Here is a 17,213-nt window from a genome sequence, read left to right on the forward strand (position 1 = left end):
TCACGACATGACCACGATGCACCGCACGACGGCCTCGGCCGGCGAGGGGATGGACTTCGTCATCTCTGACGGCAGCCTCGACCGCCACGGCACGCGGATTAATCCGAAGGGCTGGGACCTCTCGAACTTCCTGCGCAACCCGATTGCTCTCTTCGGCCATTCGGGTGGCTTTCCCATCGGGCGGTGGGAGGACGTCCGGGTCGAGAAGGACAAGGTCGTCGGTCGTCTGGTGCTGGCGGCGGAAGGCACCAGCGCCCGGATCGACGAGCTTCGGAAGCTGGTGGAGCAGGGCATTCTGCGCGCCGTCTCCGTCGGTTTCAGCGTCCTGCAGTGGGGCCAGCCCGGCAAGAGCACCTACGACATCGAGAAGCAGGAGCTGCACGAGGTTTCGCTCGTGTCGGTCGGCTCCAACACCAACGCGCTGGCAGCGGCTCGCGCGCTGAACATTTCCGAATCCACGCTTCGATTGGCCTTTGGCGAGCATGCCGAAGAGGGCCGTGGCGGCGTGTCTACCCCCGGCAAGAACGCCGATCAGACGAACGCCGGCGAGAAGCGCACCCGAGCGGGCCTTCCGTCGCAAAAGAAGGCCAATCCCATGGAAAAGTCCCTTTCCAAGCGTATCGAAGAGACCGAGGCCGAGCTCGTTTCCGAGCGCGATGCCCTCGCTGCTGCGGTTGAGGCGGATGACGCCGCCGAGATGGAGACGCGCTCCGGCACGATCGAGGTGCTCGAAGAGCGCCTGACGAGTCTGCAGCGTGCCGAGAAGGCGATGGGCCAGCGCGCCGCCGGTGGCAGCGACAAGCCGCCGGCCAAGCCGGTCGTGCGCAAGCCCCTGGGCATCAAGGCCCGCCAGCCGAAGGCCGGCGACATGGTCCTTCGTGCCGGCGTCGTGCAGATGCTGGCCTATGTCGGACAGCGCGACCCGATGAAGGTGCTCGAGGAGCGTTATGGAGATCACGAGGAGACCAATGTCTTCGTGCGCGCCGCGGTCGATCCGGCCAAGACCACCGTCAGCGGCTGGGCCTCCGAGCTGATCGAGACCGAGACCGTCGCCTTTCTGGAGACGCTCCGCGAGATCTCGTTCTATCCGCGTCTCGCTGCACTCGGTGCCAATCTGCAGTTCGGTCCCGGCCGAGGGCAGATCAAGATCCCGGCCCGTGCCTCGACCCCGTCGATCAGCGGTTCGTTCGTTGCGGAAGGTTCGCCGATTCCAGTTCGGCGCATCGGTCTGACCAGTGCGACGCTCTCGCCGCACAAGATGGGGGTGATCAGCTACTTCACCCGCGAGGTCGCGAAGTACTCGACGCCGCAGATCGAGAACCTGCTCCGACAGGAAATCCGCGGCGACACGGCGGACACGATCGACACGCTGCTGATCGACACGACGGCGGGTTCGACCACGCGCCCGGCCGGCCTGCTCAACGGAATCTCGGCGCTCACTGCGTCGACCGCCGGCGGCTGGCAGGCCATCATGGAGGACATCGATACGCTGGCTGCCCCGTTCGACACGGCCAAGGCCGGCCGTTCTCTCGTCCTGCTGATGAACCGGCGCGAGGCTCGCAAGCTGAACTTCGTGCCCGGACCCGATGATCGGCTCGGCTCGATGCGCCAGCTTCTGGCCGACTCAGGCATCACGCCGATCTCCTCGGTCAACGTGCCGGCCGGCCGTCTGATCATGATCGACGCGGCGGACTTCGCCACCGCAGCCGGTGATCAGCCGGAGTTCGACGTCAGCGAGCAGGCCGTGATCCATGCCGAGGATACCAGCCCGCAGCAGATCGGCACGGCCGGCACGCCGAACGCCGTGGCCGCGCCGGTCATCTCCATGTTCCAGACGGCGAGCATCGCGCTCCGCATGCTCCTCGATGTGACCTGGGCGATGCGGCGCAGCGGCATGGTCCAGTGGATCGATGGCGCCGACTGGGCCTATCCCGCGCCCACTCCTTGACGGGCTGGACGAAACAGGAGGTAGGGCAATCGCGCCCTGCCTCGATCCAAATTTGGGAGGCCGAGATGGCTGACGATCTGGAAAAGCTGCGCAAGGACTACGAGGAACTTCTGGGCAAGAAGCCGTTCAACGGCTGGGACGCCGCGGAGCTCCAGAAGCGCATCGACGATAAGCTCGCAGGCGAAATTCGTGCGGACGATGAATCAGGGATCCCGGCCCCGGCTGACCCGTTCCCGTCGCAGGCCGATCTCGATGCCATGCGCGCCGGCACGTACGGCAATCGCGAGCTTAAGATCCGCTGATTATGGCGAACTGGCTCGCCCGGGTGTTGCCTTCGTGGCTGACTCGCTCGAAGGAGGGCGAGTATCGCCCGGGCCCATACCAGCTATCTGATGGTTGGCTCTCGGCCAAAGCTGGTTCGATCCTGAACTGGTGGCAGTCGGGCTATTCGCTCCAGCCCTACGGCGATGGCGGCGCGATGGTCGAGGCTTGCGTCTCTGCCTACGCCCAAACCGTCGCGATGTGTCCCGGTGACCATTGGCAGAAGCTCGAAAACGGCGGCCGGAAGCGGGTCACGACGTCGGCTTTGAGCCGCATCATGAAGAAGCCGAACGACTACCAGTCGATCAGTGACTTCCTGCTCAACCTGTCGCGCCGGCTGTACGAGAAGGGCGAGGGTTTCGCGCTCGGCATTCGGAACGACCGTCGCGAAATCACCGAAATCCACTTCATGCTTCACGGTCGCGCGCTCGTCGCTGAAGACGGTTCGATCTTCTATCAACTGTCCGGCAATGAGATCGCTGAGCGGCGCTTCGACCTGTCCAACCCCATCCCCGCCCGCGACGTTCTGCATGTGCGCCTGCATACGCCGCGACACCCTCTGAAGGGCGAGAGTCCGATCCTGGCGACGGTGCTCGAGCGCGCGATGGCCGGCGCCGCTCTCAATCAGCAGGTCGCCTACTATCTCAACCAGTCGCGGCCATCGTGGCTTCTGGAGACCGAGCAGAACCTGACATCGGATCAGGTCCGGCAGCTCAGAGAGCGCTGGGAAGAGCAGACGATGGGCGAGAACGCAGGCCGCACGCCAATTCTCACCGCAGGCCTCAAGGCCAAGGCAGCTCCGACGACGGCGGCGGACAGCCACCTGGCCGACATGCTCAAGCTGACCGACCAGAGCATCGCCCTGGCATTCCGAATTCCTCTGCAGGTCCTTGGTCTCGGCGGCGCGGCATTCGCCTCGACGGAAGCGCTGATGGCGTCGTGGAAGGCATCCGGCCTCGGCTTCGCATTGAACCATATCGAAGAGGCCTTCGGCCTGCTGTTCGGCCTCAAGGGTCAGCCCGACGAGTATCTCGAGCTCGACACCGATGCGCTGATGCGCAGCGCATTCAAGGACCGGATCGAGGCACTCGCTCGGGGCGTCATCACCGGTATCTACTCGCCGGATGAGGCCCGGGAAAAGGTCGATCTGCCGGAGGTCCAGGGCGGTCACGGAAAGATGCCGCGGGTTCAGCAACAGGTTGTCCCGCTCAGCTACGGGACAGAGATGAAGCCGCCCGATCCGACGAAACCAGCGCTGCCGGCGCCCGCGGCCGAACCCGATATCGAGGACGACGATGACGCAGACCGCAGCTTCGATGACTTCGCGCGCGACATCGATGCCCGGGTCTCTGCGCTCCTTCACTGATGCTGCCGCTGATGCCGTCGCGCGCGAGATCGCGTCGCTCCGGCGAGAGGCCCAGCGGGAAGGCGAACTTCGTGCGGCTGAGCATGCTGCGCGTCTCGCGCTGCTCGATGCTCGGCTTTCGTCGGTGGCTGATCTGGAGCGGCGGCTCGCCGATCGGCTGGCCTCATTGAAGGACGGAGAGCCTGGCCGAGATGGCAGGGATGGAGCAGACGGTCGAGACGGCAAAGACGGGGCCGACGGCAATTCGATCACGATCGAGGATTGCGCTCCGCTGATCGGCGCAGAGGTTGAGCGCGCGCTGTCGACCTGGGAACGACCGCGCGATGGCGCGAGCGTCACGGTCGACGATCTCGCCCCCGCGGTCGAAGAGGCCGTTCAACGCGCCGTTGCAGCGCTCCCGGTGCCCAGGGACGGCCGGGATGGCGCCGACGGCAAAGATGGTCGTGATGGAAGGGATGGCACGAGCGTTAGCGCTCACGAACTGATGCCGGTCATGGAGGAGATGGTCCAGCGGGTGGTTTCCGAACTGCCGCCGCCAAAGAGCGGGCGCGACGGTGCCGATGGTCGGGACGGGCGCGATGGGGTCGACGGCAACGACGGCCAGTCCGTCACGATGGAAGAGATCACCCCCGTCATCGCGGAAGCGGTCCAGCGAGCAGTAGCGGAACTGCCGGTCCCTCGCGACGGCGTCGACGGAAAAGATGGCCGCGATGGCGCTGACGGGCGAGACGGCATCGATGGGCAGGAAGGCGCGCCCGGCAAGTTACCGGTCGTAGGCGAATGGTCCGACAGGATCTTCTACGAGGGTGATGTCGTCATCCACGGCGGCTCGACCTATCAAGCTACCCGCGACACGGCCAAAGAGCCGCCGCATGCGGATTGGTCATGTCTCGCCAAGGCAGGCGTTGACGGTCGAGAGGGTCGATCGTTTACGATCCGCGGGACCTGGTCGGAAGTCAGCGAGTATCAGGCGCTCGATGTCGTCGCCCTTGGCGGCGCATCTTTCGCGGCTCGGCGTGATGATCCCGGTGCGTGCCCCGGTGAGGGCTGGCAACTGATCGCGGCTCAGGGCAAGCGCGGAAACCCGGGTGAAAAGGGCAGGGAAGGGCCGCGCGGCATCGCTGGCGTCCAGATCAAACAGATGGACGTGGATGCCGAAGGCCTCCTCACCATCACCAACGACGACGCCTCGCAGGTCTCGTGCGATCTATACCCGGTCCTGTCGAGGCTATCCTGATGCGCACTGTCGTCATCACCGAGCCACCGGTCATTCTGCCGACTGCGGACGCCAAGGCCCATCTTGCCATCGACGCGTCCGATACGCACGACGATGGGAAGATCGCGGCCTGTGTCGAGGCGGCGACGGCGCACATTGATGGTCCGGCCGGCTGCCTTGGCCGGTCACTCGGCAAGCAGACGCTGGAGCTTCGGCGCTGCGGGTTTCCGACCTGGATCGACCTTCAGTATGGGCCGGTCCTAGCGGTCATCAGCGTGAAATACGACGATCCGGACGGCGCCGAGCAGACGCTCGATCCGTCGCTGTATTCGGCCTACGGCAGCATCGTCGCGCGCGCGCCGGGCACCTTCTGGCCGGCATTGCGCACGGGCCCCGAAAACGTCCGCGTCCAGTACGAGGCGGGGTACGAGGACGGCAAGGTTCCGACGCCTATCCTGCAGGCGATCAAGCTCATGGTGGGCGACTTCTACCGCTTCACCGAAAGTGCGGCCGTCGGCTCGATCGGCAAGGTGCCGATGTCGGCGACGGTCGAGGCCCTGCTGTCCCCCTATCGTGTCTGGTGCATCTGATGCAGGGGGCAGGACAGCGCACGCGTAACCGCGTCCGGTTCGAAAGGCGGGTCGCCGGCGGTGATGACGGCTACGGCAACACCCTGCCGTCGACATGGACCGAAATCGTCACGATCTCCGGCGGCTTCCGTCCGAAATTCGGCCGCGAGCAGCTTGAGGCTGGCCGGCTGGAAAGCACGATGCAGGGCACGCTGACGGTGCGCCGGACGCCGACGACGACCGCGATCGACGCGGCGGCCCGCGCTGTGTTCGTCGCCGGGCCCTACAACGGCAAGGCCTGCCAGATCCGCTCGATTGTGCCGACGCCTGACAATCGCGAACTGGATTTTCTTCTGGAAGAGGGGCGCGCGACGTGAGCACGGAAATCGAAAAGCTTGGCCAACTGCAGATGCTCAACGTCCGCCCCGGCGATCGGTTTGTCCTGACTTCGGAGCGGGCTCTTACCCGGGAGCAGATGAAATCCATCCGGGGTACATGGGAGCGGTATTTCTCTTCGGGCGCCGTGCCGGAGCTTCTCATCCTGGATGGAGGCCTAGAGATTGGCGTGATCCGCGCCGAGAGCGCCGCCCAATGCCCCGCGTGACCTTCCTCCGCGACTTCACCTGTCCCTTCCCGGGCGGCTTCGTCGAATACAAGGCCGGCGGCCCGAAGCTCATTCCCCATGCCCATGCCGAGCGCGCCCGCGCCGCAGGAGTTCTCGCCGATGGTGAAGGGAGCAAAGGCGCTGCAGCGCCGGCTGGACAAGATCCCGATGGACGTTCGGGCCGCCGCCGCGACCGAGGCGCTGCTCGCCGCCCTCGGGCTTAGCGAGGCGATGAAGCAGGTCGTTCCGGTCGACGAAGGCGATGTGAAGGCGTCGATCAGAGTGGAACGCGGCAAGCGCGGTGATCGGTTCTATGTGAAGGCGGGCGGCCCGACCACGACGAAAGCGGTTCGCGAGGGCTACGACAGTAGCTTCGACTACGCGACCGCGTCGGAGTGGGGCACCAAGAAACAGCCTGCCAAGCCTTGGTTCTATCCGACCTGGCGGCGCAACAAGAAGCAGATCCGCGCCGGGCTGGAGCACGAAATCAAGAAGGCGGTTCGAAAGTCCAATGGCTGACCCGTCTCTGGTGCTTCAGGGCGCCTTCAATGCGCGCCTGCGGGTGCAGGTTGCGGCCCTCGGGGGGCGCTTCTTCGACCGCGTTCCTGCCGATGTCGTCTTCCCCTATCTGGAGTACGGCGAGTTCCAGACGGTCGACGATGGTGCCCAGTGCCATGACGGGCAGGAGGTCTTTGCGACCCTGCATGTCTGGTCCCGCGCCATCGGGCAGGTCGAGGTCAAGACCATCGCCGGCGCCGTCCGCGGCGCACTGCACGAGGCCGAGCTCGACCTCGGGGCCGCCTGGCAGTTCCTCGAGATCGCGCATCAGGACACGCGATACCTGAAAGACCCGGATGGCCTCACCAGCCACGCCGTCCTGACTTTCCGCGCGCTCGTCGCCGCGGCCTGATCACATCTCGCATCACCGGCTCATTCAACGGAGGCCATCATGGCGCAGCCGACTGTTCTGTCGTTTGGGAGAGGACTCGTATTCGTCGGCGACGGCGCCTCGCCCGACGAGGTTTTCACGAAGCTCTGCGGCTTCAATTCGATGTCGCTGACGATTGAGAAGGACACCAACGACGTCACTGTGCCCGATTGCGACAATCCCGACGCGCCGGCCTGGCAGGCGACGGATGTCCTTTCGCTCGCCTGGAACATGGAGTTCGAAGGCATCTATGCCAAGGAAAGCTCCGAACTGCTCTGGGCGGTCACGACCGACGGACAGTCGCGCAGCATCCGCCTGCACCTGGTCGGCGGTGGCACCGGCGGCGCCACTCCGGATCTGCGCTTTTCCGGCAAGGGCCATTTCGGCCTCGGCATCTCCGGCGAGCGTGGCTCGAAATGGCAGAACGCCGTCAACGTCACCGGCGACGGCGCCCTGGCGCGCGCCAGCGTGGCGGCGCTGCCATGAGCCTGTGTAAGATCGATTTTGACTGGGCGGACGGGCATTACACCTTCGCCCTGCCGATCGCGCAGCTCGAGGAGCTGCAGCGCCTTTGCGATGCTGGTCCCATGGTCGTCGCCGAACGCCTGCGGCATGGCGTTTGGAAGATCGAGGACATCCACGCCACGCTCCGACTCGGTCTGATTGGTGGCGGGATGGAGCCGATCGCGGCGCTTCACCTGGTCAAGACCTATGTCCACAACCGGCCCTGGGGCGAAAACGTTCTGCCGGCGCTGGCGATCATCAACGCCGCGCTCTTCGGCAAGCCGGATGAACCCGTGGGAAAATCGCCGGCGGTCGGGGAGGAGAGCGACCCGCCCGCCCGAACGGAAAGCTCGACTTCCGAGACTTCTACGGCCTCGGCGTCGTGATGGGCTTCTCGCCGCAACAGGTCGGCGAGATGTCGCTCTGGCAGTTCATGGCCTGTGCCGATGGCTGGGCTCGTGCCAACTCGCCGGACGCCGCCAAGATCACGAACGATGACGACGAAGCCGGCGTCCGGGCGCTTTACGACGCCGCGCCGACCTACCTGCATTAACATCGCAAGGTCCCAAACATGGCCACATCCGATCTCGTCATCAGCGTCGGTACCAATATCCAGGCTCTCGAACGTCAGATGAAAGCCATGGGGCGCGTTTCGGAGAAGGCCGCGCAGGACATCGAGAACCGATTCAAGAGGGTCAATCCGTCGATCTCGACCTCGGCGCTGACCGGTGCGCTGAAGGGCTTCGCAGCCGCGTTTACGGTCGACAAGATGATCCGCGGTCTTGCAGCCGCGAATGCGGAGCTTGTCCGGATCGGTGACACCGCCAAGCGGGTCGGCCTCGATCTCCAGCGCTTTCAGGAGCTGCAGTTTGCCGGCCGCCAGAACGGTCTGGCGGGGAAGGATTTCGGCAGCGGCATCGAGGGCCTTGCCGAAAAGCTGAACGAGGCCCGCCAGACCGAGAATGATCTCAGCAAGCTCTTCGCCGACAACAACATCAGGCTCAAGGACCGTAAGGGCGAGGTCATCGGGGTCAACGAGGCGCTGGGACAGGCGGCCAACCTGGTCCAGAACGCGGCGACCGAGTTCGACAAGATCAAGATCGCCGAGACGCTCGGCCTGACGAAGGACTGGGTTCCGCTCCTCGAACAGGGCGCCGATGCGATCGACCGGCAGGCCGCGTCCGCTTCGGCTGCCGGCGCCGTCATCGACTCGTCCATCATTCAGAAGGCGAAGGATTTCGAGCGGGAGTGGGCCTCAGCCGTCGATCGCTGGGTGACGATGTTCCAGGCGAATGCTGGTGCTGTCATCGGCTTCCTCGACACGCTGATCGCGAAAGCCAGTGGTCTTCTCGGGATGGTGTCCGACTACGCCGCTCGGGTTTCTGCGGTCCAGGACATTCAGAACAACGGCGTCGACAAAGCATCGAAAGAATCGCTCGAATGGGCGGTTCGCGAAGGTCGGCGGACGGGCACGGCTGAGAAAGACCTCGCTGCTGCGCAAAAGCGCATCGAGGAACTGAACGAGCTCGAGCGCGAGGCATCCCGCGGGCGGCGCCCGCCCGCGCCGCTGGAGGTGACGGTTCGAGGCGGCAAGCGGACCAACACCTCGTCGCTGTTCGGAGGTTCCAAGGGCGGTGGAGGCGGTAGCTCCGGCAAGTCCGAGGACGAGCAGGCGCAGGACCGGCTCGATCGCTATATCGAGAGCCTGGTTCGCCAGCGCGCCGTGATGGAAGCGGAGATCGCGACCGTCGGAAAGTCGAATGCCGAGCGCAAGGCGGCGGTCGAGATCGCCAAGGCGCAGGTCGACCTTGAAAAGCTCGGAACGGCAGCGAAGGCGGAATACATCGCCAAGCTCACCGAGGAGGTCGGCAAGAACGAAGAGGTTCGCGCTTCGAAGGAGCGGCTCCAGCAGGCGCAACAGGGGCTGAACGATGCGCAGAAATACTTCGGCAATGCAGCAGTCGACGCGCTGGAAGACCTGATCATCAATGGCGAGAAGGCCGAGGACGTGGTCAAGCGCCTCGCTGCATCGTTGGCGAAGGCTGCTCTGCAGGCCCTGCTCATCGGCGAAGGGCCTCTGGCTGGGCTGTTCGGCATGAAGGGTATCGGCGGCGGCGCGGGCGGGCTTCTCGGTGGCATCAACCTGTTCGGCCGCGCCACCGGCGGCCCGGTCAATGCCGGCCAGCCTTATCGCGTCGGTGAGCGTGGGCCTGAAACCTTTGTGCCGACGACGCCGGGCAAGATCATTCCGGCGGGGCGCAGCGGCAGTCTCACGGTCAATCCGACCTATCAGATCGACGCCCGTGGCTCGCAAATGTCCGAGGCACAGTTCCGCGCGATCCTGTCCGAGAACAATGCGGCGCTGAAGGCCGAGATGCCTGGCTATCTCGGCAAGCTGCAGCAGCGAGGCGGGACGTGAGCTTCCTCGGTCCTGACGCCCCGGCCGTCGCCGGCCCGGTCGCGCGTCTGGCGCTGCTCGCTTGGTTCGATTTCGTCGGCGATCCGCGCTGGTACTGGACCGGGTTCGGCCCGCTGCGCACCTCGGACGGCCAGATCTGGGAAGGCACAGCCGGCCTCGCCACGATCTCAGGCCTTTCGGTGCCGATCGGCACAGCGGCTCAGCAGGTCAGCTTCGGGCTATCCGGCGTTGATCCGCGCGTCATCGCATTGGCGCGCCAGCAGTCGGCCAGGGTCAAGGGCCGCGATTGCTCGGTCTATCTTCAGCTCTTTAACGAGGACTGGAGCCTGCGCGGGCCCGTGCGTCATGTCTGGAGCGGTCTGCTCGACGTGATGACCTACAAGATGGAAGCCGGCGGCACGTATTCTGTCGACCTCACTGCCGAGAATCTCTGGGCTGGCCGGCGCAAGCCGCCGCATGGCTACTATACCGATGCCGACCAGCAGGCCCGGTTTCCCGGCGACCTCGGCTGCCAGTATGTCGCGTCGCTGCCGGGCAAGACGATCAACTGGCCGGGCTGATAGAGGATCTAGATGATGACCAGCATGATAGAGCGGGTTGCGCGGGCGATCTGTATCGCCACTGGCCTCGAACCTGACAGGAAGAATCGGTCTTCCGATGAGGGAGATGGAACTGCTCCGCATGATCTCGCATGGCATGCGTTCCAACCGGAGGCGCGAGCTGCCATTTTGGCCATGCGCGAGCCGTCTGATGCGATGTTGTCAGACCGTGTTATTCGCGAGCATGGCTATGCTGGCGATATAGATCTTGTCTGGCACGCACTGATCGATCTGGCATTGGCGGATGCTCCGTCCGCCTAACGATCTGCAAGCAAGCGCGTTCTGTCGCTTCTAGCCTTACCGACATTTCAATGACCCGTTCCGAACGCCTGACCGCCTTCCTGGCGGAAGGCGCCCGCACGCCCTTCATCTGGGGAACGCGCGACTGCACACTCTGGGTTGCCGATTGGGTTGCAGCTGAGACCGGGCGAGACCCGGCGGCCCCGCGACGCGGCAGTTACGCGAGCGCACTTGGGTGTCGGCGCATGCTCCATCGCGCCGGCGGCTTGTCGCTCCTCGTCGCTGATCTGATGGCGCGCGCTGGGTTTGCCGAGACCGATGCCCCGCTGGTGGGCGATGTCGGCCTGCTTGGTACGGCGGCTGGTCCGATGATGGCGATCTCCACCGAAGAGCGCTGGGCGCTGAAAACAGCAGATGGCGTCGCTGTCATAGCCGCTGATCCTCTCAAAACGTGGAGAATCTGATGGCTCTTGCGATCGGGACCGCGCTCCTCACCTCGGTCGGCGCGACGACCCTGGCTGCCTCGACCACGGCGGCCACGGTGGTCGGTAGCGTCGTCATTACCGGCGCGCTGGTCGGAGTAAGCTATGCGACGCAAACGCTGACGCAGCAGAAGCCGAAGCGCGAGCGTCAGCAGGCGACGCTCAACGAGGCGATGGGGCCGCGCCGGTTCGTCTACGGCAAGGCGCTGGGCGGCGGCACGCGCGCCTTCTGGGATGCTCGCGGCGGCATGATGTTCCAGTGCATCATGCTTGCTGGACATGAGATCGACGGCATCGCCGAATACTGGATCGGTGATCAGCGCGTGACCACGGACGGCGGCGAGGCCGGAGGCAATGTCACCACCGTTCCGATGAACGGCGCGATCTTCTTCGAACGCTATCTCGGCACGGCAGGCCAGACCGCGGCCCTCCTGCTCAACACAAATTTCCCTGAGGTCTGGACCGCGAACCATCGCTTGCGTGGAATCGCCCATGTCTGCGTCGTCTTCAAGGGGGTGCCGGAAAAGCACCAGAACAAGGTCTTCCCGCAAGGCGCACACACGGTTCTACGCTTCGTCGTGCGCGGCAAGAAGATCTATGACCCCTCGCTTGGCTGGATGGACCCGGAGAACCCGGCAGCCTGGCTCTGGGGCGACAATTCCGGCGACGTCATTCTCGACTATCTGCGCGATCCGAACGGCTATCGTCGCTCCATCGCGCAGATCGACATGCCAGCCTTCGCCGATTTCCATGCGCACTGCGCGGAGAACGTGCCGCGCAAGGACGGTACGCCGGTCGGGCGCTATCGCAGCTGGGGCACGATCGGTTTCGACGAGGAGCCGCAGGCTGTGCTGGCCCGGCTCTGTGCCAGCTGCGACGCCACGCTCTATCAGGGCCCCTCGGGCAAGATCGGGATCCGCAACAGTGTCTGGACTGGCCCGCTGATCAACATCTCGACGCGGCACATCACCGGCGCGGCGCTGACCCAGGGCAATGACAAGCTCGACAGCTATAACCGGCTGAAGGTCAGCTATACCGACCCGGACAACTACTATCAGCCGACAGAGCTGACGCCGCGCGACGATCTCTCATCGCAGGCCGCGATCGGGGTGATCGAGGAAACGCGCGACCTCGTCATGGTCCCGGAATGGACGCAGGCCGCCCGGCTCCAGAAGATCATGATGGCGAAGGAGAACCCAATCTGGAAGGGCTCGATCGCGACGGATCTCATGCCGCTAGATGCGCTTGACGCCAAGGCGGTCGATATCACCTTTGATCCTGTCCCGGGCGGCGCCGAGCCGCTCATGAACGCGCCCTGCGAGTTCACCTCGTTCGCCTTGCGCGGCGATGTCTCAGGCTGCGATATCGGCTTCAGGTCGGTGCCTGCGAGCGCGTTCACCTGGAATGCTGCGGTCGAGGAGCCGCCAAGGCCCGTGACGCCGGCGAGCATAGTCCAGGTCAACGCGATCACAGCGCCGAGCTCCGTTGTGGCGACGATCGAGCGCCCTGCATTGTCGAGTTCCATCAACGGCGTCTCAATCCGCTTGTCATGGGCCGCCTCATCCAGGTCCGATGTGACGCCCGAGGCGCAGTATTCGGCCACCGGGATGGGCGACTGGATCGCCATGTCGCTTGCGGGCGACGGGTTATCGGCAGTGACGCCGCTGCTCTCGGATGGCGGGTCATATGACCTTCGGGTGCGTTTCGTCGCCGGCGGCACCTCGAGCGACTGGTCTGCGGTTGGCCCGATCACTGCAATCGCGGACACGGTCCTGACTGGCCCGCCGACGGGATTCGTCGCCAATGGAGGCGCCGGCCAAGTCTTGCTGGCCTGGACCGCGCCCGGCAACACAAACCTCTCCGCAGTGTGGATCTATCGAGCCTTCGCCGGCGCTGGGTTCGGTTCGGCGGTCGCGATTGCGGCGGTGAGCCTCGCCCCGAACCAATCCTTCGACATGATCGATGGAAGCCTGCCAGCGGCCTCCTATGATTATTGGGCGCGCGCGCTCAACCGCTCCGGTCTCGGTGATGTGTCGAGCACTGCGGGGCCTGTGACCGCCTTGGTGAGCTGAAGGCCCAGTCAATGACCATTCCGACATGGCCGGCTGCGCTGAAGGCGCGCAGCTGGGACGCGCATCTGCGCAATCTTTCCGCCTCGGGGGGTACGTCTCCGACGGGGCGGGCGCAGCGTGTGTTCGGCGACGGCGGCTTCTGGGAAGTCCGGATCGGCGGCATCCGGATCCGCAACCGGGGAGAAGCTGCAGCCTATCGTGCGCTGATCGCACGCCTCCGCGCCGGCGAGGATATTCTCCTGCCGGTCCGTGATCTCTACCAGCCCGCGGGGAGCCGACTGGAGACCGCTACGGTCACGCTGAGAGTCGATGCGCCGCTGCGATCAACACAGATCGCCTTGACGGTGGCGGGGGTCGACGTTGAGGCCGGCCATCACATGACGCTCGGCGACCGGCTCTATCTGGTCAGCGAAGTTGTCTCCGGGCCGAGCACCCCGCCGGTGCTTAACCAGCTCATCTCGGATTCGCCTTGGTCCGATGCGTTGCCTTGGTCCGATGCGGTCTCCGGCGCCTCCGCCTACACGCTCAAGATATTGCCGCCACTGCGCGCCGATCTATTCGCCGGAGAGCCCGGACGGTTCGACAACCTGCTCGTTCGCTGCGTCCTCAAGGATCCGTTCGACGGTGACCTTGATCTCGATCTCGGCCGCTTCGGCTCGCCGAGCCTGACCTTCATCGAAAGTCTCTGACGGCCTCGCCGTCCCTACCCACACGGAGAATCTGCATGGCTATCGCTCCGATCAGCGTCGGGGATACGAACGCGCGCGCCAAGATGAACGAGGTGATCGCGAAAGCGAACCTTGTCGATGACAAGGCGTCGGTTGCGCAGGTTTCTGCGGAGACAGCCGCGCGTCAGGTGGCGATCGCGCAGGAGGCCGCTGCTCGCGGCGCCGGCCTCTCTGCGGAAGCGGCGGCGCGTCAGGCGGGCCTGACCGCGGAAGCTGCGGCGCGTCGTGCAGACATCCTCGCTCTGCCGCTGCCTATGCCGGTGCAGCGTCGTCCCGGAGACGCTCCGCTGGAGTTCGGCCGCTCGCTTGCCGACGGCGAGGCAGCCGGAATCGCGCCCTTGCCAGACTGGCTGCTGCGCTATGACGAAGCCGGCAAGGTCGCCCGCCTGACCGGTGACGACATCGTCGCGCCGCGCCACCTTTTCGCGCTCGAGCCCGGCCGTCGCTATCTTGTGACATTCGCGGTTCAGCGCCGGGTCAACTCGCCCGACCCAGACAATGACGCGATCCGCTGCGCTTTCGCCTGGTATGGTCAGGGTAAGGGCCGCCTGCTTGCGACGCCGCAGACCATCGCACAGGACTTGCTCGGCTTGACGACAGGCTCCGGTCGGCAGGTGGTGCGTGCAGTCGTGTCCCGCGCCGCCGGCGCCAATGTCGACGTCGTTGCACCGGCCGGTGCGCGTTATGTCCGCCCTTACGTCCAGACCTATGGCACGCTCGTTCAGAACGATGTCGAAGTCATTGACTGGGCCGACATCACCGATGTCGTCGCCTTCGCCCCGGATGTCTCGGCTCTTGAGGGGCGAATCGCTGCGGTGGAGAGCATCGACGCCGGCGACCGGCTTGATGTCGTGGAGGCCGCGATCGCGGCTCCAGATACCGTTCGCTTCAAAACTCTGGGCGGCCTGGTTGCTGGCTCCGTCCCGATCATTGTCGATGCAATCGAGGTGCTCGGGTACGCGGCGCCCGGCGATGGCGGCGGGCATCGTCGCCGCCGTGTCGCGGTGGCGAGCGACGCGACGGTGGTCGATGCTGACGGCTACATTTGGGAGATCGCAGAGCCGACAGTAACGCCTGAGATGCTCGGCGGGAATGTGCAGGCCTCGATGTTGGCCGCCGCTGCTATCGGAGCGCGATGGAAAGCTGCCCCGAAGATCTACACCGTTTCGGCGTTGACAGTCCCCAGCGACTTCGACGGCGAAATGGGCGTCGCGCTCATCGCGTTTACCAATTCAGCTGGCCCCGCCGACGCCTATCTGTCTATCGGCGAGCGGGTTTCGTTCGACCGGCTGAATCTCACCTTCGACGGGAGCCAGCAGGGGACCGGAACATTCCCCTCTCTCGTGAAGGCCGGCGACGACTTCGCCTGTGTTTCGGTCGGCATGTCTGCGCCGTCGGCCATCGGGTACGACAAGAACCTGAACGGCCTCCTGACCACAGGCGTGCGCACGCGCATCCGACGCATGCACACCACCAATATTGACTACCCGCTTAGCCTCATCAACCCGTCGACCACGACCCTGGCGACAGGCTCGCAGATCGGCGACATCAAGGCGGACGGCTATCTTCGCACGCTCTACGCGCAGTTCATCTCGGCAGACATCGGCAACATCACCGCTCTCCGTCGAAGCGCGAACGCTAGCCTCATCTCGGCGCCGGGTCGGTACATCACGAACCTGTTCGAGGGCGTGCAGGATACGACGGTCGGTAACCTCCACCTCGAAGAATGCGGCCACGGTGTCCGCATCGGCGGCTCCCCCCATGCCAACGCGAAAACGCAGAACATCACGTTCGGCGATATCTATGTGACGAAGACACGGGGCTGCGCGTTCAAGGTCAATCCGACCCTGCTGCTCGATGCCTCGCTGCCTCTAACCCCCTACAAAACCGAGCGCGCTTTCGGCATCACGACCGGCAATATCGTAGGCGTCGATGTCGGAGACGGCACTTCAGAGGGCAACCGCGAGTTCATCCGCCTGACGCGTGCTGACAAGGTCTCGCTCGGACACTGCCGGGCGTTCATTCGGGATGCGACGTTCTCTGGTCAGGCTGGAATCAGTCTTTGCAACGTGACGGGTGTCAAGCTGGCGTCACTGTACGGCGACGGCTTCGCGACGCCTTTCGTGTCCATCGATTCCCAACAGGAAAGCGATGGCATCACGTTAGCTTCCGGCCCGGTTTACGGCGTCGACATCCCTATCGTCTCCGGCAAGTCCAACAGCTCGTCTTTCTTGGTGATCCAGAGCGCACCGTTCTACACGATGGAGTATGGCGACCTGAATTTCGGCATGGCCGGGGCCATTTTCGGCACGAGCTCCAGCGCGAACACCCGCGTATTCAATACGTTCACGGGTGGCGGCGGGACGCCGATTCTGGTCACCGGGCGCAGGGTGGACATTACTGGAACCCCGAACACCGTGTATCTGCCGCAGTTCCTGAACCTGCCTTCGAACGCAGGCCCCGACAATTTCAACGTGGATCTTCGTTGGAACGGCCGCCGTTTTAGCGGCGTGCCGAACAATCCGCGCTTTCTTGCGGGGCATGCTGTCCAGGCTGGCGGTTTTGAGGCCGGAACACCAGGCAATCAGATCGCGGATGGTATGTTCTCGACCTATTACGCCGTCCAAGTCGGAACGGGTGCCGGCGATCTTGTTCCGGGCGGAACGTTCGCCGCTTCGCGGCCAAACTCGTCCCGCCGCGGCGCGGTCTTCGGAGCTATCCAGGTTGGAGCAAGCCCGACCAGCGTAGGCGCCGGCATCTGGACCGGGCTTGGCGCAGTTGGGGAGGATCAGGTGCAGCTCGGAGCGATCATGCGCCCTGATGGGTTCTTCGAGCTGCGGAACGGAAACAGCAACGGCTGCATCTTCCTTTCTGAAACCGGCGTTCGCAAGAAGATTACGGTCACTGATGCGAACACCATTGTCGTGGCCAACGCCTGACCATTCAATGGCTGATGCTAGGCCGCGTCTTCAGCCCGTCATAGTATTCTTTGCCACCCTGCGTCAGCATAATCCTCACCTGGAAAAACGAGTAATCTACCTCAACCCAGTCGGTGTGAATTATCTTCCAGATCTCCTCTGGTGTCGTAATCTTTCGTCCGCCAGCGCAAAAGTGATCGTCAACCCGCAGGAGTTCGCCGCCGTTTTCTACGACTAGCTTTAGAAGATGCTCCATTTCTTCGGTAACAATACCGACTGGTTCGTCGTCATGCATGTAC

The 17,213-nt window shown here is 64.6% G+C and carries 20 protein-coding genes; 19 read left to right on the forward strand and 1 reads right to left on the reverse strand.

Going from position 1 to position 17,213, the window contains the following annotated elements:
- Positions 1-7 precede the first annotated feature (7 nt).
- From ACWGRX_RS21720 to ACWGRX_RS21810, 19 genes are all read left to right on the forward strand, one after another.
- Complete coding sequence (locus ACWGRX_RS21720; protein ID WP_452119239.1) at positions 8-1,948, forward strand: phage major capsid protein; 1,941 nt, start codon at positions 8-10, stop codon at positions 1,946-1,948.
- A gap of 65 nt (positions 1,949-2,013) precedes the next feature.
- Positions 2,014-2,250 carry a hypothetical protein gene (locus tag ACWGRX_RS21725; RefSeq protein WP_452119240.1) on the forward strand — a complete coding sequence of 79 codons (237 nt, stop codon included), beginning with the start codon at positions 2,014-2,016 and terminating at the stop codon, positions 2,248-2,250.
- Between the two features lie 2 nt (positions 2,251-2,252).
- On the forward strand, positions 2,253-3,635 hold the full coding sequence (locus tag ACWGRX_RS21730) for a phage portal protein (RefSeq protein ID WP_452119241.1): 1,383 nt from the start codon (positions 2,253-2,255) through the stop codon (positions 3,633-3,635).
- Entirely contained in the window at positions 3,565-4,872 is a 1,308-nt protein-coding gene (locus ACWGRX_RS21735) for a collagen-like domain-containing protein (RefSeq protein ID WP_452119242.1), read from the forward strand. Before ACWGRX_RS21730 ends, ACWGRX_RS21735 begins: the two co-directional genes overlap by 71 nt.
- A complete protein-coding gene (locus ACWGRX_RS21740; RefSeq protein ID WP_452119243.1) occupies positions 4,872-5,441 on the forward strand; it encodes a head-tail connector protein in 570 nt (189 codons plus the stop codon). Before ACWGRX_RS21735 ends, ACWGRX_RS21740 begins: the two co-directional genes overlap by 1 nt.
- Positions 5,441-5,797, forward strand: a complete 357-nt coding sequence (locus tag ACWGRX_RS21745; protein WP_452119297.1) for a phage head completion protein — start codon at positions 5,441-5,443, stop codon at positions 5,795-5,797. Before ACWGRX_RS21740 ends, ACWGRX_RS21745 begins: the two co-directional genes overlap by 1 nt.
- Positions 5,794-6,024 carry a hypothetical protein gene (locus tag ACWGRX_RS21750; protein WP_452119244.1) on the forward strand — a complete coding sequence of 77 codons (231 nt, stop codon included), beginning with the start codon at positions 5,794-5,796 and terminating at the stop codon, positions 6,022-6,024. The genes ACWGRX_RS21745 and ACWGRX_RS21750 overlap by 4 nt, the downstream gene beginning before the upstream one ends.
- Before the next feature lie 78 nt (positions 6,025-6,102).
- The gene (locus ACWGRX_RS21755) at positions 6,103-6,543 is read left to right on the forward strand and encodes an HK97-gp10 family putative phage morphogenesis protein (protein WP_452119245.1); all 441 of its coding nucleotides are present in this window, start codon (positions 6,103-6,105) and stop codon (positions 6,541-6,543) included.
- Complete coding sequence (locus tag ACWGRX_RS21760; protein WP_452119246.1) at positions 6,536-6,934, forward strand: DUF3168 domain-containing protein; 399 nt, start codon at positions 6,536-6,538, stop codon at positions 6,932-6,934. The genes ACWGRX_RS21755 and ACWGRX_RS21760 overlap by 8 nt, the downstream gene beginning before the upstream one ends.
- Before the next feature lie 39 nt (positions 6,935-6,973).
- Positions 6,974-7,438, forward strand: a complete 465-nt coding sequence (locus ACWGRX_RS21765; RefSeq protein WP_452119247.1) for a phage tail tube protein — start codon at positions 6,974-6,976, stop codon at positions 7,436-7,438.
- Entirely contained in the window at positions 7,369-7,842 is a 474-nt protein-coding gene (locus tag ACWGRX_RS21770; protein ID WP_452119248.1) for a gene transfer agent family protein, read from the forward strand. Before ACWGRX_RS21765 ends, ACWGRX_RS21770 begins: the two co-directional genes overlap by 70 nt.
- Entirely contained in the window at positions 7,842-8,009 is a 168-nt protein-coding gene (locus ACWGRX_RS21775) for a hypothetical protein (protein ID WP_452119249.1), read from the forward strand. Before ACWGRX_RS21770 ends, ACWGRX_RS21775 begins: the two co-directional genes overlap by 1 nt.
- Positions 8,010-8,027: 18 nt before the next feature.
- Positions 8,028-9,875: a coiled-coil domain-containing protein gene (locus tag ACWGRX_RS21780; protein ID WP_452119250.1), complete on the forward strand. Its 1,848-nt coding sequence runs from the start codon at positions 8,028-8,030 to the stop codon at positions 9,873-9,875.
- Positions 9,872-10,435 (forward strand): hypothetical protein, encoded by a 564-nt coding sequence (locus ACWGRX_RS21785; RefSeq protein ID WP_452119251.1) that lies wholly within the window; start codon positions 9,872-9,874, stop codon positions 10,433-10,435. The genes ACWGRX_RS21780 and ACWGRX_RS21785 overlap by 4 nt, the downstream gene beginning before the upstream one ends.
- A 15-nt stretch (positions 10,436-10,450) precedes the next feature.
- Positions 10,451-10,735 (forward strand): hypothetical protein, encoded by a 285-nt coding sequence (locus ACWGRX_RS21790; protein WP_452119252.1) that lies wholly within the window; start codon positions 10,451-10,453, stop codon positions 10,733-10,735.
- A 50-nt stretch (positions 10,736-10,785) separates the two neighbouring features.
- Positions 10,786-11,178, forward strand: a complete 393-nt coding sequence (locus ACWGRX_RS21795; protein WP_452119253.1) for a DUF6950 family protein — start codon at positions 10,786-10,788, stop codon at positions 11,176-11,178.
- On the forward strand, positions 11,178-13,268 hold the full coding sequence (locus ACWGRX_RS21800) for a phage tail protein (protein WP_452119254.1): 2,091 nt from the start codon (positions 11,178-11,180) through the stop codon (positions 13,266-13,268). The genes ACWGRX_RS21795 and ACWGRX_RS21800 overlap by 1 nt, the downstream gene beginning before the upstream one ends.
- A gap of 11 nt (positions 13,269-13,279) precedes the next feature.
- On the forward strand, positions 13,280-13,957 hold the full coding sequence (locus ACWGRX_RS21805) for a hypothetical protein (protein WP_452119255.1): 678 nt from the start codon (positions 13,280-13,282) through the stop codon (positions 13,955-13,957).
- Between the two features lie 35 nt (positions 13,958-13,992).
- The gene (locus tag ACWGRX_RS21810) at positions 13,993-16,935 is read left to right on the forward strand and encodes a hypothetical protein (RefSeq protein WP_452119256.1); all 2,943 of its coding nucleotides are present in this window, start codon (positions 13,993-13,995) and stop codon (positions 16,933-16,935) included.
- A 4-nt stretch (positions 16,936-16,939) separates the two neighbouring features.
- Here ACWGRX_RS21810 and ACWGRX_RS21815 read toward each other — a convergent pair whose 3' ends face one another.
- The gene (locus tag ACWGRX_RS21815) at positions 16,940-17,209 is read right to left on the reverse strand and encodes a hypothetical protein (RefSeq protein WP_452119257.1); all 270 of its coding nucleotides are present in this window, start codon (positions 17,207-17,209) and stop codon (positions 16,940-16,942) included.
- Positions 17,210-17,213 lie beyond the last annotated feature (4 nt).

Source organism: Allobosea sp. NPDC055594 (assembly GCF_053618995.1).